The following is a 21,862-nucleotide window of genomic DNA, read 5'->3' on the forward strand; positions in this document are numbered from 1 at the left end:
TCGCCACCGATACGAAGGGACATCCGTTGAAGATCGCGAATCCGCAGGCGGGCTCGGTCCGCTGGCGCACCGTGGACATCGTCGTCGCCGCCGTCCTGGGCGTCGCCGTCGGCGTCGTGTTCTGGGTCTGGGGCATGCTCTGGTCGGCGACCGAGCCGGTGTTCCTGTTCTTCCCGCCCGCCCAGGCGGTGATCTACGGGATGTGGCTGGTGCCGGGCGTGCTGGGCATGCAGGTGATCCGCAGGCCGGGCGCGGGGGTGCTGACCTCGGTGGCCGCCGCGGCCGTCTCGGCCCTGCTGGGCACCTCCTGGGGGCTGATGGTGCTGGTCGCCGGGCTGCTCCAGGGCCTGCTGCCCGAGCTGGTGTTCGCCGCCACCCGGTACCGGCGCTGGGGCATGGGCGTGTCGGTGGCCGCCGGGGCGGTGGCCGGGCTGGCGCCGGTGGCCATGGACCTGACCCTGTACTACCCGACCTGGCCGCCGCACTTCATGCTGGCCTACGGGGTGATCGTGGTGGTCAGCGCCGCCGTGATCGGCGGCGCCGGGAGCCGCGCGCTCACCACCGCGCTGGCCCGAGCCGGGGCGCTCTCGCCGTTCCCCTCGGCGCGCGGATGAGCGCGGACGCCCTCCAGGGTGCGCGCGTGGACCTCATCGGCTGGGGCTGGCGCTACGCCGGGCGCGACGCCTGGTCGCTGCGCGGGGTGGACCTGTCCGTCGCGCCGGGGGAGCGGGTGCTGCTGCTCGGCCCGTCCGGGGCGGGCAAGTCCACCCTGCTGCACGCCCTGGCCGGGCTGACCGGGCCGGACGCCGCGGTCACCGGCGAGTCCGAGGGGGAGCTGCTGCTGGACGGCGCCCCCGCCCGGCGCGGGCGCGGCGGCGCGGCCCTGGTGGGCCAGGACCCGCAGGCGCAGCTGGTGATGGCGCGCGCCGGGGACGACGCGGCGTTCGGGCCGGAGAACCTGGGCGTGCCGCCCGAGGAGATCGGCCCCCGGGTGCGCGCCGCCCTGGCGGACGTGGGCTTCCCCTACGGCACCGACCGCTCCACCGCCGCGCTGTCCGGCGGCGAGCAGCAGCGCCTGGCGATCGCCGGTGCGCTGGCCATGCGGCCGCGGCTGCTGCTGCTCGACGAGCCCACCGCCAACCTCGACCCGGCCGGGGCCGCGCTGGTCCGGGGGGTCGTGGCCGACCTGGCCGCGCGCAGCGGCGCCACCCTGGTGCTGGTGGAGCACCGGGTGGCCGAGGCGGTCGGCCTGGTCGACCGGGTGGTGGTGCTGGAGCCGGGCGGCGGCGTGGCCGCCGACGGCCCGCCGGAGCGGGTGTTCGCCTCCCGGGGCGCCGACCTCGCGGCGCGCGGGGTGTGGGTGCCGGGGCGCGAGCCCGAGGCGCCGCGCGGCCACGGCCGCCCCGGGGAGGCGCTGATCGAGGCCCGCGCCCTGCGCGCGCTGGAGCCGCGCGGACCCGGCGTGCCCTCCCGGGGCCGCCGCGCCGTGCTGGACGGGGTGGAGGCCGATGTGCGCGCCTCCGCGGTCACGGTGCTGACGGGCCCCAACGGCGCGGGCAAGTCGACCCTGCTGGGGCTGCTGGGCGGGCTGGCCCGCCCGGACGGCGGCCGGGTGCGCCCGGCCGGGGCGCTGGCCGGGGCCGACCGGCGCGACCTGGGGCGCTGGCCCGCCCGGCGGCTGGCCGGGCGCGTGGGCACCGTGTTCCAGCACGCCGAGGACCAGTTCGTCACCGGCTCGGTCCGCGACGAGCTGGAGTTCGCGCCGCTGCGCGCCGGGCTGGGCGCGCGGCGGGCGGGGGCCTGGGCCGCCGAGCTGATGGGGCGGCTGCGCCTGGAGGGCCTGGCCGACGCCCACCCCTTCACCCTGTCCGGCGGAGAGAAGCGCCGCCTGTCGGTGGCCACCGCGCTGAGCGCGGGCCCCGAGCACGCCCCCGACGTGCTGCTGCTGGACGAGCCGACCTTCGGCCAGGACGCGGTGACCTGGGCGGAGCTGGCGCAGCTGCTGCACGGGCTGCGCCACGAGGGCCGGGCCGTGGTCGCCGCCACCCACGACGAGCGGCTGCTCGACGGGTTCGCCGACGCGGAGCTGCGCCTGGCGGCGGGGGAGCGGGGGGACCCGTGCTGACGCGCCGCAACCCGGCGGCCAAGCTGGTGGCCGCCCTGCTGGTCGCCGTCGCGCTGGCGCCGGTGGTCGACCCCGTCACCCCCGGCGTGGTGCTGGCGGCCGTCGCCGTGCTGCTGCCGTTCGCCGGGATCCCGGCGCGGGCCGCGCTGGTGCTCCTGCCGCCGCTGCTGCTGGCGGCGGGCTCGGTGGCGGTGGTCAACCTGCTCTACGGGGACGCCGGCCCGATGGCCGCGCTCGGTCTGGGCGTGCGCCTGGCGGCCATCGCCCTGCCGTGCGTGCTGGCGGTGCTCACCAGCGACCCCACCGAGACCGCCGACGCGCTGGTGCAGCGGCTCAAGGTGCCCGAGCGGCCCGCCCTGGGGGTGCTGGCCGCGCTGCGCCTGGTGCCGCTGCTGGCCGAGCAGTGGCGCATGCTCACCCTGGCCCGCCGCGCGCGCGGGCTGGAGGCGGGCGGGCGTCCGGCCGCCGCGGTGCGCCTGTTCGCGGGCAAGGTGTTCGCGCTGCTGGTGCGGGCGGTGCGGACCGGGACGCAGCTCGCGGCGGCGATGGACGCGCGCGGGTTCGGCACCGGGCCGCGCACGCACGCCCGGAGCAGCGTGTGGACGTGGGCCGACACGGCGCTGCTGGCGGCCACGGCCGCCGTGCTGGCCGCCGCCTACGTCCTGTCCCTGTGGCTGGGGGCCTGGCGCCCGCTGTTCGCGTGAGGCCGTGGTAGACACCTGGGTGACAGGGCAACAGCGGGTACAGGAGGCGAGAGACGTGCCGGAGTTCGTGCGCGTGGAGAAGGACCCGACCCACCCGGCGGTGGCGGTGGTCCGGCTGGACCGGCCCAAGATGAACGCGCTCAACGCGCAGGTGCAGCGGGAGATCGGGGCCGCGGCCGAGGAGGTCGCCGCCGACGGCTCGGTGGCGGCGGCGGTCCTCTACGGCGGCGAGCGGGTCTTCGCGGCCGGGGCCGACGTCAAGGAGATGGCCGACATGTCGTTCGCCGACATGAGCGCCCACTCGCGCGTCCTCCAGGACTGCTTCACCGCCGTGGCGCGGGTGCCCAAGCCCGTGGTCGCCGCGATCACCGGCTACGCCCTGGGCGGCGGGTGCGAGCTGGCGCTGTGCGCCGACTTCCGGGTCGCGGCCGAGGACGCCAAGCTGGGCCAGCCCGAGATCCAGCTGGGCATCATCCCGGGCGCCGGGGGCACCCAGCGCCTGCCGCGCCTGATCGGCCCCGCCCGGGCCAAGGACCTGGTCTTCACCGGGCGGCACGTGGGCGCCGACGAGGCCGAGCGCATCGGCCTGGTCGACAAGGTGGTCCCGGCCGACCAGGTGTACTCGGCCGCCGTGGAGATGGCGGCCCGCTACGCGGGCGGCCCGGCGGTGGCGCTGCGCGCCGCCAAGGAGGCGATCGACCGGGGCCTGGAGACCGACCTGGACACCGGCCTGGAGATCGAGCGCGGGTGGTTCGCGGGCCTGTTCGGCACCGAGGACCAGAAGGCCGGGATGCGCAGCTTCGTGGAGCAGGGCCCCGGCAAGGCCGAGTTCACCGGCCGCTGAGGAACCGCGGCCGAGAGAGGAGTGAGCCGATGCAGGTGTGGGGGTTCGACGCCGTGCCCGCCCGCGAGCGGCCCGACCTGCTCGCCCCGCCCGTCGCCGCCGCCCTGGAGGGGTGGAAGGGGGCCGAGGGCGAGGAGGAGCCGCTGGTGGCGCCCATCGATCCGGACCTGGCCGACACGGCCGCGTGCTGCGAGCGCTACGGCGTCCCGCCGGAGGCCTCGGCCAACTGCGTGATCGTGGCGGGAAGGCGGGCGGGCGAGGTGCGCACGGCCGCCTGCGTCGTGCTCGCCACCACCCGGGCCGACGTCAACGGGGCGGTGCGCCGCCTGCTGGGGGCGCGCAAGGCCTCCTTCGCCCGCCAGGAGGACGCGGTGGAGGCGACCGGCATGGCCTTCGGCGGCATCACCCCGGTGGGGCTGCCCCCGGAATGGCCGGTCCTGGTCGACGCGGCCGCCGCACGGTGCCCCCGCGCCGTGGTAGGCGCGGGCGTGCGCGCGGCCAAGCTCATCGTCCCCGGGGCGGCGCTCGCGCGGCTGCCGGGGGCCCAGGTCGTCGACGGGCTGGGGGTTCCGGCCGCGGGCTGAGGAACCGGGCGCCCCGGATTTCCGTCATACTCATGGGGTTGCCCGGGACTCCGGGACCCGCGGCCGCCGGCCGCAGAGGTCCCCCGGCCGACGGCTAAGCTGGTGTGGTGGTATGCGGGGTTTGAGGGGATGAGAAGGCAATGGCTATGACGGCAGGTTTCCCCGAGGGCGAGGAGCTGCCGGAACGCGTCGGCCCTTACACCATCCGGCGCCGCATCGGGCAGGGCGGCATGGGCGTCGTGTACCAGGGGCACGACCCCCGGCAGGACCGCTTCGTGGCGATCAAGGTGCTGCGCTCGGAGGTGGCCGGGGACGCGATCGCCCGCGCCCGGCTGGCCCGCGAGGTGGAGACCATGCGGCGGGTGCGCAGCCGCAACGTCGCCGAGGTCATCGACGCCGACACCGATGCCGAGCTGCCCTGGGTGGTCACCGAGTACATCCCCGGGCCGACCCTGGACGCCACCGTGGAGAACCACGGCCCGCTGCGCGGGCGCGCCCTGACCCGCTTCGTCGGCGGCCTGGCGCGCGCCATCGACGACATCCACGCCGCCGAGGTCATCCACCGCGACCTCAAGCCGGGCAACGTCATCATCTCCAACGGCGAGCCCATCGTCATCGACTTCGGCATCGCCCACGCCGTGGACGGCGCCAAGCTCACCCAGACCGGCACCTTCGTGGGCACCCCGAGCTACCTGTCGCCGGAGGTCATCGAGGGGACGGCGCTCGGCCCGGCGACCGACGTGCACGCCTGGGGCGCCACCGTCGCCTTCGCCTCCACCGGCACCGCGCCCTACGGCGCCGGGTCCTTCGAGGTCATCTTCTTCCGCATCCTCAACGGGGAGATCAGCCTGGACGGGATGCCCGACCAGCTGCGCCCGCTGGTGAACGCGGCGGTCTCCCGGGACATGTCCGCCCGCCCCACCGCGGCCCAGCTGGTGGCCGAGACCGCGCGGCTCAACCTGGACCTGCCGCTCAGCGACGACATGGCGGCCTACGCGGCGTCGGGCACGACCGGCAGCCACACGGTGCACGCGCCGATGCAGGAGCGGCCCCCGCAGCAGCAGGAGCAGGCGCTCCACCAGGAGCCCGAGCCCGTGGCGCCGGAGGAGCCCGAGGCGCAGCAGGCGCAGCACACGCAGGTGGCCCCGGCCGAGCCCGAACCGCAGGTGCGCACCTACTACGCCGACGACGATGAGGACGAGGCCGCGCAGGGGCCGCACACCCAGTACTTCAACTCCACGCTGCGCCCCGAGGACTTCCGCGACATCCTGACCCCGGTCGGCCAGGAGCAGGGCCGCGGGGGCGCCCCCGACCAGACCGCGATGTTCGGCGGCGACGGCGTCGAGGAGGGCTACACCACCTCCCGCGAGTACGGCGGCCAGGGCCGCGGGGGCCGCAGCCGCACCGACCGCTGGTCGGACTACTTCGGCGGCTACGGCGGCGAGGACTACGACGACGAGCGGTGGCACCTGCCCAGGCTCTACCTGCTGCCGGTGGCGGCGCTGATCGCCGGGCTGGCGCTGGTGGTGCCCACCATCGGCCTGGTGCTCGGGCTGCTGGTGGTGAGCGTGCTGGGCGGGCTGGACAAGGTCAAGTCCGACCACGCCAAGCGGCTGCAGACCCGCGGCCCGCGCAGCTCCGACACCATGGTGGTGGCGCTGAGCATGCCGGTGGCGCTGATCCGCTCGCTGGGGGTGAACCTGGGCTTCGGGCTGATCTACCTGGGCATCGGCTTCGTGCTGGGGCTGATCATCGGGATGGTCACCGATACCAACACGGCCAACAACATCGGCTCCTACATGGTGTTCTTCATGGTGCTGGGCAACATGGTGGGCACCAACGGCCGGGGCGCCCGGCGCCAGGCCATGGAGCTGGTGGACAAGGCGGGCTTCCGCAGCGTCTACGTCTACTGGGGCGTGATCGTGTTCACCGTGCTGTTCGCGCTGCTGGTGCTCTCCTTCGGGTTCACCTCCGCCCCGGTGTGGACGGGATGGGCGCCCAGCCACTGGTTCGGCTGAGGCGGCGCCGGCCCCCTGTTCGCTCTGAGCGCACACCCGCGTTCGCCGTCTGGGCTACCAGTCAGTAACATCGGTGGTGTCAGGACGACGAGCCCGCGGGGCGCGGGACCGGAACGCGCCCCCGGCGCCGGATGCGACCAGCGCATTTGGCACCCTTGAGGTACCACGGACGCGCCCGCGTCCGCGCCGCCGGAGGGCGACGCATCACAGTGCAGGGAGGTCGGCCACCGGCCATGAATATTGTCGTTTTGGTCAAGCAGGTCCCGGACACGGCGACCGAGCGGAAACTGGCGTCCGACGACTTCACGCTGGACCGCGCCGCGTCGGACGGGGTCATCAACGAGCTCGACGAGTACGCGATCGAGGAGGCGCTCCTCCTCCGCGAGAAGCACGGGGGCGAGGTCACCGTCCTGACCATGGGTCCGGACCAGGCCACCGACTCCATCCGCAAGGCGCTGTCCATGGGCGCCGACAAGGCGGTGCACCTCGTCGACGACGCGCTGCACGGCTCGGACGCGCTGCAGACCGCCTATGCGCTGTCCAAGGCGCTGGGCACCCTGGAGTTCGACCTGGTCGTCCTGGGGTCGGAGTCCACCGACGCGCGCACCGGCGTGGTCGGCGCCGCCCTGGCCGAGTACCTGGGCCTGCCCCAGCTCACCCTGGCCGGCAAGGTCGACGTGGAGGGCACCGCCATCACGGTGCAGCGCCAGACCGACTACGGCTACGACGTCGTCGAGGCGCAGCTGCCCGCCGTGGTCTCGGTCGTGGAGAAGATCAACGAGCCGCGCTACCCGTCCTTCAAGCTGATCATGCAGGCCAAGAAGAAGCCGGTCGCCAAGCTCGGCATCGCCGACGCCGGCATCGAGGCCGACAGGGTCGGCACGGCCGCCGCGGCCACCGAGACCGTCGAGGCCAGCCCCGCCCCGCCGCGGGCCGCCGGAACGATCGTCAAGGACGAGGGCGACGGCGGCGCCAAGGCGGCCGACTTCCTCGCCGAGAAGAAGTTCGTGTAGGTCCGGCGGAGACGAAAGAGGGGATTAACCAATGGCTGAGGTCCTCGTCCTCGTCGACCACGTCGACGGTGAGGTCAAGAAGGTCACCACCGAGCTGCTGACCGCCGCGCGGCGGATCGGCGAGCCGTCGGCCGTGTGGGTCGGCGAGGCGTCCGACTCGGGCACGGCCAAGCTGGCCGAGTACGGCGCGCAGAAGGTCTACACCGCCCCGGCCGAGCTCAACGACTACGTCGTGGCGCCCACCGCCGAGCTGCTGGCGAAGCTGGCGCAGGACACGGGCGCGGCGGCGGTCCTGGTCTCGGCCACGGCCCAGAACAAGGAGGTCGCCGGGCGCACCGCGGTCAAGCTGGGCTCGGGCGTGCTCACCGACGTCGTCGACGTCTCGGCCGACCTGGTCACCGAGCACAGCATCTTCGGCGGCGCCACCGTCACCAAGGCCAAGGTGCGCTCCGGCGCCGCCGTGGTGGCCGTGCGGCCCAACTCGGTCCCGGCCGAGCCGCAGCCGGGCGAGGCCGCCGTGGAGGCCGTGGACGTGGAGGTCTCCGAGGCCGCCAGGGGCGCCCGCGTGGTCGAGCGCGTGGCCCAGGAGCAGGGCGAGCGCCCGGAGCTGACCGAGGCCGCGATCGTGGTCTCCGGCGGCCGGGGCGTCGGCTCGGACGACTTCACCGTGGTGGAGCAGCTGGCCGACGCGCTGGGCGCGGCCGTGGGCGCCTCCCGCGCCGCGGTCGACGCGGGCTGGTACCCCAACCAGTTCCAGGTCGGCCAGACCGGCAAGACGGTCAGCCCGAACCTGTACATCGCGCTGGGCATCTCCGGCGCGATCCAGCACCGGGCCGGCATGCAGACCTCGAAGAACATCGTCGCGGTCAACAAGGACCCCGAGGCGCCGATCTTCGAGATCGCCGACTTCGGCGTCGTGGGCGACCTGCACACCGTCGCCCCGCAGCTGACCGAGGAGATCGGCAAGCGCAAGTAGGACCGCGGGCAGGAGCGCGGGCAGGGGTGGGCCCCGGGCGGTGAGCCGGGGGCCCACCCCGTTCCGGCGCCGCCGTATCCTTGGGGGCGCCATGGTGTATCTGGATCACGCCGCGACGACGGCCGTGCGCCCCGAGGCCCTCGCCGCGATGACCGAGGAGTACGGGCGCCTGGGGAACGCCTCCGCGCTGCACGGGGCCGGCCGGGCCGCCCGCCGGGCGGTGGAGGAGGCCCGCGAGGACATCGCCGGGGCCCTGGGGGCCTCGCCGAACGAGGTGGTGTTCACCGCGGGCGGCACCGAGGCCGACAACCTCGCGGTCAAGGGCCTGTACTGGGCGCGGTCGGCGGCCGATCCCCGCAGGCGCCGGGTGCTGGTGAGCGCGGTGGAGCACCACGCGGTGCTGGACCCGGCGCACTGGCTGGGCGGGCGCCAGGGCGCCGTGGTCGAGGAGCTGCCCGTGGACGGGCGCGGCGCGGTGCGCCCCGAGGACCTGCGCGCGGCGATCGCGCGCGACCCCGGCGACGTGGCGCTGGTCTCGGTGATGTGGGCCAACAACGAGGTCGGCACGGTCCAGCCGGTGGCCGAGCTGGCCGAGGCGGCGGCCGAGTTCGGGGTGCCGATGCACACCGACGCCGTGCAGGCGGTGGGCGCGCTGGAGGTGGACTTCTCCGCGCACGCGGGCCTTGCTGCCCTGACCGCCTCGGCGCACAAGATCGGTGGGCCGGTGGGCGCGGGCGCCCTGCTGCTGGCGCGCGGGGTGGACCCGGAGCCGGTGCTGCACGGCGGGGGCCAGGAGCGGGACGTGCGCTCGGGCACCCTGGCGGCGCCGCTGCTGCGCGGGTTCGCCGAGGCGGCGCGGCTGGCGGCGGCCGAGCGCGACGAGCACGCCGGGCGCCTGGCGCGGCTGCGCGACGAACTGGTGCGCACCGTGCACAAGGCGGTGCCGGACGCGGTGCTCAACGGCGACCCGCGGGACCGCCTGCCGGGCAACGCCCACTTCTCCTTCCCCGGCTGCGAGGGCGACGCGCTGCTGATGCTGCTGGACGCCCAGGGCATCGCCTGCTCGACCGGGTCGGCCTGCACGGCCGGGGTGGCCCGGCCCTCGCACGTGCTGCTGGCGATGGGCGCCGACACCGACACCGCGCTCGGCTCGCTCCGGTTCAGCCTGGGCCGCGGCTCCACGGAGGCGGACGTGGAGGCGCTGGGCGCGGCGATCGGCCCCGCGGTGGAGCGGGCCCGCGCCGCGCGCGGCAAGCGGCGGCGCTGAGGCCCGCGGCGCTACCGCCGGCGCCGGATGGGCTGGGTGAGCGCGCCGATGAACCGCCACTCCGGGTCCATGCTGCTGCCCACCGAGGCGCCGTGCGGCCACCGCCGCGCGGCCTCCTCCAACGGGCCCATCACCCCGGACTCGGGGTCCAGGTACAGGTAGAGCCGCCGCTTGCCGGCCGAGGTCTCCTGGCCGAACAGGGCGCCGTCGCCGCCGGCCACCCGCTGCAGCCGCTGGGAGAAGGCGTCCATCTCGGCGGCGGCCTCGGCGGTGGGCTGGCGCTCGTCGTCGGCGTCGGTGTAGGCCAGCTCGACGCGGGCCAGCAGGGTGAAGGCGGGGAAGTCGCGGCGGCGCAGGGGGTGGCGGGCCTGCACCTCGATCACGCCGCGCAGCGGCACCCGCGCCCGGAAGGACACCCAGGAGCCGCCCGAGCCGCCGGTGAGCTGCTCGACGACCGAGGGGACGGCGGTGGGCGGCAGCGGGTCCAGAGGCTTCTCGACCAGCGGCCGCACCTCGCCGACGGCGCGCACCCGGTCGTCCTCGCCCACGGCGAGCAGCACCACGTGCTCGGCGACCCCGGCCCGGTCCTCCTCGGGCAGGAACATGAAGTCGGGGTGGTAGACCCCGGCGTCGATGCGGCCCCGGCGCTGGTCCACCCGCAGCTCCACGGTGGCGTGCGACAGGTCCAGCTCGTGGCCGTTCCAGTCCAGGCCCCCGGCGAGCGCCCGGTGGTCGGCGGGCACGGCGGGGCGGAACACCCACTCCGGCTCCTCGGGGGCCGCGCGCGACCAGCGCTCGGACAGCACCCGCGCCTCGTCGTCGGGGCCGGGGCGCAGGGTGAGCGCGTAGTCGGGGGCCGGGGCGGCGGCCGCCTCGTCCTGTTCGGCCAGCCGCCGCAGCAGGTCCTCGGGGTCGGCGTCGAGCGGGGCGTCCAGGCCCTCGAGCTCCGGCTCGGCGGGCTCGGGCGCGCGGCCCACGTCCCACCCCAGGGCGGGGTGGATGCCCTGCACCAGCTCGGTCAGGCGCGCCGCCGCCTCCTCGGGCACGGGTTCTCCGGCGTCGACGGCCGACGCCAGCGCGGAGCGCAGCCCGGGCCAGGCGGCCCAGAAGGCGTCGATGGTGACGGCGGAATCGGACGCGGGGGAGCGACGGCGACGGAACAGAGCCATGGTCCGATTTTCGCAGAAGCGGGAGGCGTCCTGGGCCCGCCCCCGGGGCGCATACCCTGGAGGGGCTATGACTCTGCGCGTACTGGCCGCCATGTCCGGCGGCGTCGACTCGGCCGTGGCCGCCGCCCGCGCCGCTGAGGCGGGCCACGAGGTGACCGGTGTGCACCTGGCGCTCTCGAAGAACCCCAAGTCCTACCGGACGGGGGCGCGGGGGTGCTGCACGGTGGAGGACTCCCGGGACGCCCGGCGGGCGGCCGACGTGATCGGCATCCCGTTCTACGTGTGGGACATGGCCGAGGAGTTCGACCGGGACGTGGTCCAGGACTTCGTCGCCGAGTACGCCGCAGGGCGGACGCCCAACCCGTGCCTGCGCTGCAACGAGAAGATCAAGTTCGAGGCGGTGCTGGACCGGGCGGTGGCGCTGGGGTTCGACGCGGTGTGCACCGGCCACCACGTGCGCAAGGCCGGCGGCCGCCTGGTGCGCAGCGTGGACGAGGGCAAGGACCAGTCCTACGTGCTGGGGGTGCTCACCCGTGAGCAGCTGGAGCACGCGATGTTCCCGCTGGGCGACTGCACCAAGGAGGAGGTGCGGGCCGAGGCGGCGCGGCGCGGGCTGGCGGTGGCCGACAAGCCGGACAGCCACGACATCTGCTTCATCGCCGACGGCGACACCGCCGGGTTCCTCAACGACCGCCTGGGCGGCTCCCCGGGGCCGATCAAGGACGAGTCGGGCAACGTGGTGGGCGAGCACCAGGGGGCGCACGCCTTCACCGTGGGCCAGCGCAAGGGGCTGGACCTGGGCGGGGCCCCCGAGCGCCGCTACGTGCTGTCCATCGAGCCGGTGGAGAACACGGTGACGGTGGGGCCGCGCTCCTCGCTGCGGGTCGCGGCGATCCGCGGCGACCGCCCGGTGTGGAGCGGCCGCGCCGCCCTGTCCCCGGAGGAGGGGGAGCTGGCCTGCACCGTGCAGCTGCGCGCGCACGGCGAGGTCTACGGCTGCACGGTCCGGGCCCACGAGGGAGGACTGCGCATCGTGCTGGACGAGCCGGCCGCCGGGGTGGCCCCGGGGCAGACCGCGGTGCTCTACGACGGCGCGGCGGTGCTGGGCTCGGCGACGATCGGGGCCACGGAGGCCGCCCCTTCCCCGGCCACTGCCGGTTAGGTTAGCCTTAGCAATGCCGCCCGGGGGGTCCGGGCGGCCGGCGGGGACCGGGAGGGCGCATGGAGTACGGGTTCCTGGAGGGGCGTCCCTTCTGGATCGTCTACTCGGCGCTGTTCGCCATCGTCTTCGCCCGCACCATGGCCACCTACTGGGCCGGGCGGGGGCTGGGCGCCGGGGTGCACCGCTCGCGGCTGGGCGAGCGGCTGGGGCCGCGCCTGGACCGCGCCGAGCGGCTGATCAACCGGTTCGGCCCGCCCGTGGTCACCGCCGTCTACCTCACCGTGGGCGTGCAGACCGCCGTGCACCTGGTGGCCGGGGCGATGCGGATGCACTTCGGGCGCTACCTGGCCGCGATGCTGCCGGGCTGCGCCCTGTGGGCCGCCCTGTACAGCCTGGGCGGGATGGCGGTCATCGCCGCCTGGTGGAGCGCCTTCACGCACTCGCCCGCGCTGGCCGCCGCGCTCGCCCTGCTGGCCGCCGCCGCGGTGGCCGGGGTGCTGGTGTACCGGCGCCGCGCCGCCCGAAAGGCCGCGGGCACCGGCTCCGACGAGGGTTCGCCTACCCTTGTCGGACGTGACTGAGCCCCGACGCTACCCCTGGCCCGCCGCGAGCGCCACCGGCATGGGGTCCTACCCCTGGACCGACCCCGACGAGGCGGCGCGCACCGTCTTCGGCGAGCTGCCCGACCTGCCGCACCTGCCCGAGCTGCCCGCCCGCGGCGCCGGCGCCGACACCGTGGGCCGCGCCGCCGCCCTGCTGGTCGACCTGCCGCTGGAGGTGCAGCCCACCGGATGGCGGGTGGCCCGCGCCCCCGGCCGGGACCTGGCGCGCGCCCGCAGCTTCCTGTCCTGGGACCTGGACGCGGTGCAGCGGCACGGCGCCGCCTTCCAGGGCGCGTTCAAGCTCCAGGTGGCCGGGCCCTGGACGCTCGCGGCCGCCGTGGAGCTGCGCGGCGGCGAGCGGATGCTCTCCGACCCCGGTGCCGTGGCCGACCTGGCCGCGTCCCTGGAGGAGGGCCTGCGCGCGCACATCGCCGAGGTGGCCGGGCGGCTTCCCGGCGCGCGCCTGGTGGTGCAGGTCGACGAGCCGGGCCTGCCCGCCGTGGCGGCCGGGCGGGTGCCCACCGCCAGCGGGCTGCGCAGCATCCCCGCGCCCGACCGGGTGCGCGTGGAGGAGCGGCTGCGCGCGCTGACCGCCGCCGTCGCCGATGCCGGGGCGGTCCCGGCGGTGCACTGCTGCGCCGAGGGCGCGCCGGTGTCCCTGTTCCACCGGTGCGGCTTCCGCGCCCTGGGGCTGGACGCCGCGCTGCTCCGCCGCGAGGACGACGAGGCCCTGGGCACGGCCCTGGAGGACGGCGTCGGTCTCATTATGGGTGTGGTTCCGGGCACGGGCCCGCGTCGCGGGGAGGGACTGTCCGACCTGGGCAGTACCGTCGATCCTGTACGGGAGCTGTGGAACCGCATCGGCCTCGCCCCGGAGGCGCTCGCCGACGCCGTGGTGTGCGCCCCCGCGTGCGGCCTGGCGGGCGCGTCCCCGGACGGCGCGCGCGAGGCGCTGGCCGTCTGCAGGGCGGCCGCGCGGGTGCTGCGCGACGAGCCGCGGCGGTGACACGGCGCTGGATGAGGAAAGGACGCCCTGGGTGAGCGCGGAGAGGTCGACCGCAGTCGGATCCGTCCCCGACGAGGTGCGCGAGCGCCATGCCGAGCTGTCGCAGGAGATCGACGACCACAGCTACCGGTACTACATGAAGACGCCCGTGATCTCGGACGCCGAGTACGACGGGCTGATGGGCGAGCTGCGCTCGATCGAGGACCGCTACCCGCAGCTGGTCACGCAGGACTCGCCGACGCAGAAGGTCGGCGCGCCCATCAGCAACCTGTTCGCGCCGGTGGAGCACCTGCGCCGGATGGAGAGCCTGGACAACGCCTTCAACGCCGAGGAGCTGGCCGCCTGGGCCGCGCGGGTGGAGGGCGAGGCGCCGGTCGACGCCTACCTGTGCGAGCTGAAGATCGACGGCCTGGCCATCGACCTGGTCTACGAGAACGGGCGGCTGACCACCGCCGCCACCCGCGGTGACGGCCGGGTGGGCGAGGACATCACGCTCAACGCCCGCACCATCGCCGCCGTCCCCGAGCGCCTGGACGAGAGCGTGCGCCCGGCGCCCGAGCTGCTGGAGGTGCGCGGCGAGGTCTTCCTGCCGGTGGCCGAGTTCGAGGAGCTCAACCGCCGCCTGGCGGCCGACGGCAAGGCCGAGTTCGCCAACCCGCGCAACGGCGCCGCCGGGTCGCTGCGGCAGAAGGACCCCCGCGTCACCGCCACCCGGCCGCTCACCATGATCTGCCACGGGGTGGGCGAGCACCGCGGGGTGGACTTCGCCCGCCAGTCGCACGTGTACGACATGCTGCGGGACTGGGGCCTTCCGGTCAGCGACCGCTACAGGGTCCTGCCCGACCTGGACGCGGTGGCCGAGTACGTCGCCCACTACGGCGACCACCGGCACGACCCCGCCTACGAGATCGACGGCGTGGTGGTCAAGGTCGACGATGTGGCGCTGCAGCGGCGCCTGGGCTCCACCAGCAGGGCGCCGCGCTGGGCGATCGCCTACAAGTACCCGCCCGAGGAGGTCACCACGAAGCTGGTGGACATCCGGGTGAACGTGGGCCGCACCGGGCGGGTCACCCCCTACGGCGTGATGGAGCCGGTGCGGGTGGCCGGGTCCGAGGTGGAGTTCGCCACCCTGCACAACGCCCAGGAGGTCGAGCGCAAGGGCGTGCTCATCGGCGACACGGTGCGGCTGCGCAAGGCCGGGGACGTGATCCCGGAGATCCTCGGCCCGGTGACCGAGGCGCGGGACGGGTCCGAGCGGGCGTTCGCCATGCCCGAGACCTGCCCCGAGTGCGGCACCCCGCTCGGGCAGCAGAAGGAGGGCGACGTCGACCTGCGCTGCCCCAACGCCCGCGCCTGCCCGGGGCAGCTGCGCGAGCGGCTGTTCTACGTCGCCGGGCGCAAGGCGCTGGACATCGAGACGCTGGGGTACGTGGCGGCCACCGCGCTCACCCAGCCGCTGGAGCCGTCCGAGCCGCCGCTCAAGGACGAGGGCGACCTGTTCGCCCTGTCGGTCGAGCAGCTGCTGCCCATCCGCACCCTGGTCCTGGACCCCGACACCACCGAGCCCAAGCTCGACCCCAGGACGGGGGAGCGCAAGGTGGTGACGTTCTTCGCCAACCAGGACGGCGAGCCCAAGAAGACCGTGGAGAAGCTCTTCGAGGAGCTGGAGGCGGCCAAGCAGCGGCCGCTGTGGCGGGTGCTGGTGGCGCTGTCCATCCGGCATGTGGGCCCACGCGCCGCCGAGGACCTGGCGCGCCACTTCCGGTCGATGGAGGCCATCGAGGCCGCCACCGAGGAGGAGCTGGCCTCGGTGGACGGGGTCGGCCCCACCATCGCCTCCTCCATCCGCGAGTGGTTCTCCGAGGACTGGCACCGCGAGATCGTGCGCAAGTGGCGCGAGGCCGGGGTGCGCATGGAGGACGAGGGCGCCGGGTCGGGGCCGCGTCCGCTGGACGGCGTGACCCTGGTGGTGACCGGCTCGCTGGAGGGCTACACCCGGGACGGCGCCAAGGAGGCCGCCGCCGAGGCCGGGGGGCGGGTGACCGGCTCGGTCTCGAAGAAGACCGACTTCCTGGTGGCCGGGGACAGCCCCGGCAGCAAGTACGACAAGGCCCTGAAGCTGGGGGTCCCGGTCCTGGACGAGGAGGGCTTCGGGGTCCTGCTGGCCGCTGGGCCGGATGAGGCCAGGAAGCTCGCGCGGTTCTCCGAGGAGGGGCGGGAGGAAGAGGGCGGAGAGACCGGCTGACCGGGCGTTCTTCCGGATTCGGGCGCAAACCTCCAAGGCTCACCTAAAGTCCTTGTGCGGCGACAGCAGGTGATGAAGCGTCGTAAGCTGTGCCTGGAAGGTACGAGAGGGGGTGGCCGGAGCGCTATGAAGGACCCGAACAACACCCGGGACGTGGGGCCGCGGGTCGGCACGCCGCTCTGGCTGTACCTGGCGGGCACCACGGTCGCCGGGTGCGGCCTCCTCGGCGGGTCCCTGGTGTGGACCGGCCCCGCGGGCCTGGCGGCGCTGGCCGACGAGCCGCTGGTCTGGGTCGTGCTGTGCATGGTCGTCATCGGCGAGCTGCGCCCCATCGCCACCCCCAACGCCCCGGCCACCAGCGGCGCCCCCACCTCGCTGCCGTTCTCCTTCGCGCTGCTCATCTTCTTCGGGCTGCCCGCCGCGGCCCTGGTGCAGGCGGTGGCCACCGTGGTGGCCGGCATCGCCCGGCGGCACGCCCCCCACCGCACCGCCTTCAACCTGGCCCAGTACGTGCTCAGCTTCGGGGTGGCCGACGCCGTCATGCGGCTGTTCCACCCGGCGGCCTCGGCCGGGCCGTGGGTGCCCCAGGGCGCCGAGCTGCTGCTGGTGGGCCTGGCCGGGGCCGCCTACTTCGTCACCAACCTGGTGCTGGTGGAGTGCGCGGTGGCCATGCACGAGCGGGTGCCGCTGCAGAGCGTGCTCGGCAAGGACATCGGCCAGCGCCTGTTCGTCAACGCGGTGCTGCTCAGCCTGGCCCCGCTGGTGGTGGCGGCCATGGTCCACTCCATCTGGCTGGTGCCGCTGTTCGCCTTCCCGCTGGCCGCGCTCTACACCAGCGCCACCCTGTCGGTGAAGCGCGAGCACCAGGCCAACCACGACGAGCTGACCGGGCTGGCCAACCGCAAGCTGCTCATCCTGCGCACCCAGCAGGCCCTGGGCGAGGCCCGCCAGCGGCACCACCGGGTCGGCCTGCTCCTGCTCGACCTGGACCGGTTCAAGGAGGTCAACGACACCCTGGGGCACCCCACCGGGGACCGGCTGCTGCAGACCGTGGCGCTGCGCCTGACGCACAGCGTGCGCCCCGGCGACCTGGTGGCCCGGCTCGGCGGGGACGAGTTCGCGGTGCTGCTGCCGCAGGTGCGCGACGCCGCCTCGGCCCGCGAGGTGGCCGCCCGGCTGCGGGTGGCCCTGGCCGAGCCGGTGCGGCTGGACGGGATGGACTTCGACCTGGAGGCCAGCGTCGGCATCGCGCTCTACCCCAACCACGCCCCCGACTTCGAGCTGCTCATGCAGCGCGCCGACGTGGCCATGTACGTGGCCAAGGAACACCGCACCGGGGTGGAGCTGTACGCCCCGCACAAGGACCGCAACTCCACCGCCCGGCTCAGCCTCTTCGGCGAGCTGCGCCGCGCCCTGGTGGAGAAGGAGCTGGAGATGTTCTACCAGCCCACCGTGGACCTGTCGGACCGGCGCGCGGTGGGGCTGGAGGCGCTGGTGCGCTGGCGGCACCCGCGCCGCGGGGTGCTGGACCCGCACGAGTTCGTGCCGCTGATCGAGCAGTCCTACCTGATGCGCGGCTTCACCCACGAGGTGCTGGAGCAGACCCTGTCCCAGGTGGCCCGGTGGCGCGCGGAGGGGGTGGAGCTGCCGGTGTCGGTGAACCTGTCCGCGCGCGAGCTGCTCGACCCGGCCCTGCCCGACGTGGTCGCCGCCGGGCTGCGGCGGCACGGGGTGCCGCCGGCGGCGCTGCGCCTGGAGATCGGCGAGCGGGTGATGGTCGCCGAGGCCGACGCGGTGGCCCCGGTCATCCTGGCCCTGTCCGACCTGGGGGTGCCGCTGTCCCTGGACGACTTCGGCACCGGCTACTTCACCCTGGCCCGGCTCAACGGGCTGCCGGTGCAGGAGATCAAGATCGACGGCTCGTTCGTGCGCCGGGTGGAGGAGGACGCCGACGGGCGGGTGATCGTCGCCTCGGCGATCGACCTGGTGGGCACGCTGGGCATGCGGGCGGTGGCCGAGGGCGTGGAGTCCGAGGGGGTGGCCGAGGCGGTGGCCGCGATGGGCTGCCACGCCGCCCAGGGGCGGCTGTTCGCCCCGCCGCTGGAGGCCGCCGAGGCGGCGGCGTGGCTGCGCGCGCACGGGGGCGCCCACGACGGCCATAGGATTGAGGCGCCCTGACTGCAAGAAGAGAACGGTTAGCAATCCATGTCCGCCATCACCCGCGATGAGGTCGCGCACCTCGCCCGGTTGTCGCGGCTGGCGCTGAACGAGGACGAACTCGACCACCTCGCCGCCCAGCTCGATGAGATCATCTCCGCGGTGGCCAAGGTCCAGCAGGCCGCCGAGGGCGACATCCCGCCGACGTCGCACGCCCTGCCGCTGGCCAACGTCCACCGCCCCGACGAGGCCCGGCCCGGCCTCACCCCCGAGCAGGCCCTGGCCGCCGCACCGGCCGTGGAGGACCAGCGCTTCCGGGTCCCGCAGATCCTGGGGGAGGAGGAGTGATGGGCGCCGAACTGATCCGCATGACCGCCGCCGAGCTGGGCTCGGCGATCGCCTCGGGGCAGGTGTCGGCGGTGCAGGCGGCACAGGCCTACCTGGACCGCATCGAGCAGGTCGAGCCCGGGGTCAACGCGTTCCTGCACGTGGACGCCGAGACCACGCTGGCCCAGGCGCGCGCGGTCGATGAGCGCCGCGCCGCCGGCGAGGAGCTGGGCCCACTGGCCGGGGTGCCGGTGGCGCACAAGGACGTGTTCACCACCACCGACATGCCCACCACCGCGGCCTCCCGCATCCTGGAGGGGTACCGGCCGCCCTACGACGCCACGGTCACCGCGCGGCTGCGCGAGGCCGGCCTGGTGGTGCTGGGCAAGACCAACATGGACGAGTTCGCGATGGGCTCGTCCACGGAGAACTCGGCCTTCGGCCCCACCCGCAACCCGTGGGACACCTCCCGGGTGCCGGGCGGCTCCTCGGGCGGCTCCTCGGCGGCCGTGGCCGCCTTCGAGGCGCCGCTGGCCACCGGCACCGACACCGGCGGCTCCATCCGCCAGCCGGCGGCGGTGTGCGGCCTGGTGGGCGCCAAGCCCACCTACGGCGGCTCCTCCCGGTACGGGCTGATCGCCTTCGCCTCCTCGCTGGACACCCCGGGCCCCTTCGCCCGCAACGTGCTGGACGCGGCGCTGCTGCAGGAGGCCTTCTCCGGGCACGACCCGCGCGACTCCACCTCGATCGACGCGCCGGTGCCGCCGGTGGCCGAGGCGGCCCGCCGGGCCGACGTGGCCGGGCTGCGCGTGGGCGTGGTCAAGGAGCTGTCCGGCGAGGGGTACCAGGCCGGGGTGCTCACCCGGTTCCAGGAGAGCGTGGAGCTGCTGGAGTCGATGGGCGCCAAGGTCGTCGAGGTGTCCTGCCCCAGCTTCGACACCGCGCTGGCCGCCTACTACCTGATCGCGCCCAGCGAGTGCTCGTCCAACCTGGCCCGGTTCGACGCCATGCGCTACGGGCTGCGCACCGGGGACGACGGCACCCGCAGCGCCGAGGAGGTGATGGCGCTGACCCGGGCCGAGGGCTTCGGGCCGGAGGTCAAGCGCCGCATCATCCTGGGCACCTACGCGCTGTCCAGCGGCTACTACGACGCCTACTACGGGTCGGCGCAGCAGGTGCGCACGCTCATCAAGCGGGACTTCGAGGCGGCGTTCGAGGGCGTGGACGTGCTGGTCTCGCCGACGGCGCCGACCACGGCGTTCCCGCTGGGCGAGCGGACCGACGACCCGATGGCGATGTACCTGGCCGACCTGTGCACCATCCCGACCAACCTGGCGGGCAACGCGGCGCTGTCGGTGCCCTGCGGGCTGGCGCCCGAGGACGGGCTGCCGGTGGGGCTGCAGGTGATGGCCCCGGCCATGGCCGACGACCGCGCCTACCGGGTGGGGGCCGCGCTGGAGGCGGCGCTGCGCGACCGCGACGGGGGCGACCTGCTCAGCGGCAGCCCGTACGCGGTCTGAGCCGCCGCGGAGACGCCGCGCACACGCAGAAGGGGCGGAGGGTCTCCCTCCGCCCCTTCCGTGCGCCTCAGGCCGCGGGGCCTCAGACCTCGGTGGAGGCCTTGCGCTTGCGGCCGAAGTAGATGGCCGCCGCGCCGCCGCCGACCGCGGCCACGGCCGCGCCGATCAGGCCGTAGAGCGCGCCGCCGGTGACCGGCAGGCCGCCGCCCTTGTCCTCGTCGCCGCCGGGCGCGGGCTTCTCCTCGCCCTCGTCCTTGCCGCCGTCGCCCTTGTCCCCGTCGTCGGAGCCGCCGTCCTCAGGCGTGGAGGGGGAGGGCGAGGGGGTGGGCTCCTCGTCGTCGCCGTCCTCGGGCGGGGTCTCGCCGCCGCCGGAGGCCCAGGAGACCTTCGCGCTCGCGCTGATCTCGGTGTCCGAGCTGTCGGCGGTGATCAGGGTCTGGGTGGCCGGCTGGCCGTCGACGCCGCGGAACAGGCGGCCGACCTCGACGGTGGCGGTGATGGTGCCGGAGAAGGACGCCTCGCCGTCCTCGGCGCCCTCGGGGACCTTGACGCCCACCTTGTCGCCGTTGGCGGCGGCCTCGACCGGCTCACCGCTCTCGACGTCGACCAGCTCGAAGCCCTCAGGGGCGTCCAGGACCAGCGGCACCGAGTCGGCGCTGGTCTGGACGGTGAACTCGCCGATGGTCTCCCCGGCGGCGCCCTCGGCGGCCTCCGGGGTGATGCTGAGCGAGGCCTCCGGCTCGGGGGTGTCGGACTGCTCGGCCTTCTCCAGCAGGTGGGCGTAGAGCGCGTCGACGTTGGCGCCGTGCTTGCCGCCCTCGGTCAGCTCGGTGCCGTTGCTGAAGTGCCAGACCGCGGCCTGGGTGCCGGCGACGGCCTCCTCCTCGGTGAGGCCCTCGATGCCGGCCTCACCGGCCAGGGTGGCCACGTCGACCGTGGGGTAGGAGGACTGCAGGACCGTGTGGACCTTGCCGGGCTGGGCGAAGTCGCCCTTGCCGGGGTAGGTGTCCCAGGCGTCCTCGCGGTAGTCGGCGCCGGAGCGGATCGCGGTCTCGGCGTCGATGCAGTAGGTCTGCAGGGTGGCGCCGTCGTCCAGCTGCAGCTTGAACAGGTTGGTCGTGATCTTGCCGTGGGTCTTGGTCTCGACGGAGATGCCGCCGGGGCCGTTGCCCACGTACTTTCCGGTGGCGCCGTCGGCCAGGGCCGGGGCCGAGGACAGCCCGAAGGCCAGCGCGGCCGCGGCGGTCACCGCGGTGGCCGCGACGAGGCGGCGGCCGCGGCGGGCGGTGTGGGGGTGGACCGTAGTGATCAAATCGCGTCCCGGGTCTCGTATCGGGGAATGATGCGCCGGGCCCTATCGGAAGGGGTCGGCCGGGGAAGCGCGCACCCGTGGTTTCGTGAGCGGGCCGTTCCGGGTGCGTCGGGATCGCCTGAGCCGCGGGATGTCTCGGGGCCGCGGGGCGAATGCGTCACTTCCGCACCGCCCGATCCTAGCGACCCGATTCCGGACTTCCAACAGGGTTCGCGGAATTCTCGGTAACAATGCCCGTTCTGTGCTGTTCGAGCAGCTCAGGAATGGTGAACAACGGTATTTGGTCCGAAAACGGACAGGCGGCAAACGTGACCGGAACCACCTAGCGGCGCCTGAGCAGCCGTGCGGCCACCACGGCCGCGGCGCCCGCGGCCACCAGTCCGCCGCCGATCACGAGCAGCCCGCCCAGCCAGGTCCCGGTCAGCGCCAGGCCGTCGGAGGCCTCGGCGCCGGCCGCGCCGTCCCCGGGGGCGGCGGGCGAGGGGGAGGCCGACGGGGCGGGGGAGGGCGGGGCCTCCGGCAGCTCCCGGACGGGGGCGTGCGAGGAGGCCTCGGGCATCGCCGGGGCGTCGGGGCCTGCGGCGCCGCCGTCGGCGCCGGAGGCGGACCAGTCCGCCTTCACCTCGGCCGAGGCGCCGGTGAGCGCCTCCTCGGCGGCGACCACCGGCAGCGTGGCGACCCCGTCCCGCCCGGAGAACGCGCGACCCGGGGACAGCGCCGCCGTGCCGGCGCGGGCGTGCACGGTGGCCACCCCGGCGCCCGGGTCGGCGGGCACGTGCAGGTAGAACTCCTCGCCGTCGGAGACCTCGGAGACGGTCTCCCCCTCGGCGT

The 21,862-nt window shown here is 75.0% G+C and carries 18 protein-coding genes and 1 pseudogene; 16 read left to right on the forward strand and 3 right to left on the reverse strand.

The features are described from left to right. The first annotated feature begins 26 nt into the window (after window positions 1-26). The 9 genes from O4J56_RS12665 to O4J56_RS12705 all read left to right on the forward strand — a co-directional run bounded on the left by O4J56_RS12665 (window position 27) and on the right by O4J56_RS12705 (window position 9,531). Entirely contained in the window at window positions 27-614 is a 588-nt protein-coding gene (locus O4J56_RS12665) for an ECF transporter S component (RefSeq protein ID WP_270685938.1), read from the forward strand. After that, window positions 611-2,125: an ABC transporter ATP-binding protein gene (locus O4J56_RS12670; RefSeq protein WP_270685939.1), complete on the forward strand. Its 1,515-nt coding sequence runs from the start codon at window positions 611-613 to the stop codon at window positions 2,123-2,125. The genes O4J56_RS12665 and O4J56_RS12670 overlap by 4 nt, the downstream gene beginning before the upstream one ends. Next, entirely contained in the window at window positions 2,119-2,829 is a 711-nt protein-coding gene (locus O4J56_RS12675; protein ID WP_270685940.1) for an energy-coupling factor transporter transmembrane component T, read from the forward strand. Before O4J56_RS12670 ends, O4J56_RS12675 begins: the two co-directional genes overlap by 7 nt. A gap of 55 nt (window positions 2,830-2,884) precedes the next feature. Further along, window positions 2,885-3,673: an enoyl-CoA hydratase/isomerase family protein gene (locus O4J56_RS12680; protein ID WP_270685941.1), complete on the forward strand. Its 789-nt coding sequence runs from the start codon at window positions 2,885-2,887 to the stop codon at window positions 3,671-3,673. 29 nt (window positions 3,674-3,702) lie between these two features. Next, a complete protein-coding gene (locus O4J56_RS12685; protein ID WP_270685942.1) occupies window positions 3,703-4,257 on the forward strand; it encodes a YbaK/EbsC family protein in 555 nt (184 codons plus the stop codon). Window positions 4,258-4,403: 146 nt separating this feature from the next. Continuing rightward, window positions 4,404-6,275: a serine/threonine-protein kinase gene (locus O4J56_RS12690; RefSeq protein ID WP_270685943.1), complete on the forward strand. Its 1,872-nt coding sequence runs from the start codon at window positions 4,404-4,406 to the stop codon at window positions 6,273-6,275. 233 nt (window positions 6,276-6,508) lie between these two features. Beyond that, window positions 6,509-7,288, forward strand: coding sequence for an electron transfer flavoprotein subunit beta/FixA family protein (locus tag O4J56_RS12695; protein WP_270685944.1), 780 nt, complete (start codon window positions 6,509-6,511; stop codon window positions 7,286-7,288). A 31-nt stretch (window positions 7,289-7,319) separates the two neighbouring features. Continuing rightward, window positions 7,320-8,264 carry an electron transfer flavoprotein subunit alpha/FixB family protein gene (locus O4J56_RS12700; RefSeq protein WP_270685945.1) on the forward strand — a complete coding sequence of 315 codons (945 nt, stop codon included), beginning with the start codon at window positions 7,320-7,322 and terminating at the stop codon, window positions 8,262-8,264. 91 nt (window positions 8,265-8,355) lie between these two features. Further along, window positions 8,356-9,531 (forward strand): cysteine desulfurase family protein, encoded by a 1,176-nt coding sequence (locus O4J56_RS12705; RefSeq protein WP_270685946.1) that lies wholly within the window; start codon window positions 8,356-8,358, stop codon window positions 9,529-9,531. Window positions 9,532-9,542: 11 nt separating this feature from the next. Here O4J56_RS12705 and O4J56_RS12710 read toward each other — a convergent pair whose 3' ends face one another. Continuing rightward, window positions 9,543-10,700 carry a DUF695 domain-containing protein gene (locus tag O4J56_RS12710; protein ID WP_270685947.1) on the reverse strand — a complete coding sequence of 386 codons (1,158 nt, stop codon included), beginning with the start codon at window positions 10,698-10,700 and terminating at the stop codon, window positions 9,543-9,545. Window positions 10,701-10,767: 67 nt separating this feature from the next. On the opposite strand from O4J56_RS12710, the gene mnmA reads away from it, so the two are divergent. The 7 genes from mnmA (at window position 10,768) to gatA (ending at window position 19,719) form a co-directional block, all read left to right on the forward strand. Continuing rightward, entirely contained in the window at window positions 10,768-11,862 is a 1,095-nt protein-coding gene (gene mnmA / locus O4J56_RS12715) for a tRNA 2-thiouridine(34) synthase MnmA (RefSeq protein WP_270685948.1), read from the forward strand. Window positions 11,863-11,921: 59 nt separating this feature from the next. Next, window positions 11,922-12,443: a DedA family protein gene (locus tag O4J56_RS12720; protein WP_270685949.1), complete on the forward strand. Its 522-nt coding sequence runs from the start codon at window positions 11,922-11,924 to the stop codon at window positions 12,441-12,443. Continuing rightward, window positions 12,436-13,470, forward strand: coding sequence for a methionine synthase (locus O4J56_RS12725; protein WP_270685950.1), 1,035 nt, complete (start codon window positions 12,436-12,438; stop codon window positions 13,468-13,470). Before O4J56_RS12720 ends, O4J56_RS12725 begins: the two co-directional genes overlap by 8 nt. A 31-nt stretch (window positions 13,471-13,501) precedes the next feature. After that, window positions 13,502-15,715: an NAD-dependent DNA ligase LigA gene (gene ligA / locus O4J56_RS12730; protein ID WP_270685951.1), complete on the forward strand. Its 2,214-nt coding sequence runs from the start codon at window positions 13,502-13,504 to the stop codon at window positions 15,713-15,715. A gap of 126 nt (window positions 15,716-15,841) precedes the next feature. Continuing rightward, window positions 15,842-17,893 carry a putative bifunctional diguanylate cyclase/phosphodiesterase gene (locus tag O4J56_RS12735; protein ID WP_270685952.1) on the forward strand — a complete coding sequence of 684 codons (2,052 nt, stop codon included), beginning with the start codon at window positions 15,842-15,844 and terminating at the stop codon, window positions 17,891-17,893. A gap of 27 nt (window positions 17,894-17,920) precedes the next feature. Next, window positions 17,921-18,220, forward strand: a complete 300-nt coding sequence (gatC, locus tag O4J56_RS12740; protein WP_270685953.1) for an Asp-tRNA(Asn)/Glu-tRNA(Gln) amidotransferase subunit GatC — start codon at window positions 17,921-17,923, stop codon at window positions 18,218-18,220. Then, window positions 18,220-19,719: an Asp-tRNA(Asn)/Glu-tRNA(Gln) amidotransferase subunit GatA gene (gene gatA / locus O4J56_RS12745; RefSeq protein ID WP_270685954.1), complete on the forward strand. Its 1,500-nt coding sequence runs from the start codon at window positions 18,220-18,222 to the stop codon at window positions 19,717-19,719. The genes gatC and gatA overlap by 1 nt, the downstream gene beginning before the upstream one ends. An 82-nt stretch (window positions 19,720-19,801) precedes the next feature. On the opposite strand, the gene O4J56_RS12750 is transcribed toward gatA, so the two are convergent. Further along, window positions 19,802-21,031: a thioester domain-containing protein gene (locus O4J56_RS12750; protein WP_270685955.1), complete on the reverse strand. Its 1,230-nt coding sequence runs from the start codon at window positions 21,029-21,031 to the stop codon at window positions 19,802-19,804. Between the two features lie 322 nt (window positions 21,032-21,353). Continuing rightward, a pseudogene (locus O4J56_RS12755) lies at window positions 21,354-21,862 on the reverse strand (thioester domain-containing protein); the annotation flags it as partial.

Origin of the sequence: Nocardiopsis endophytica, assembly GCF_027706725.1 — a bacterium.
In the GTDB taxonomy this organism is placed as follows: Bacteria; Actinomycetota; Actinomycetes; order Streptosporangiales; family Streptosporangiaceae; genus Nocardiopsis_A; species Nocardiopsis_A endophytica.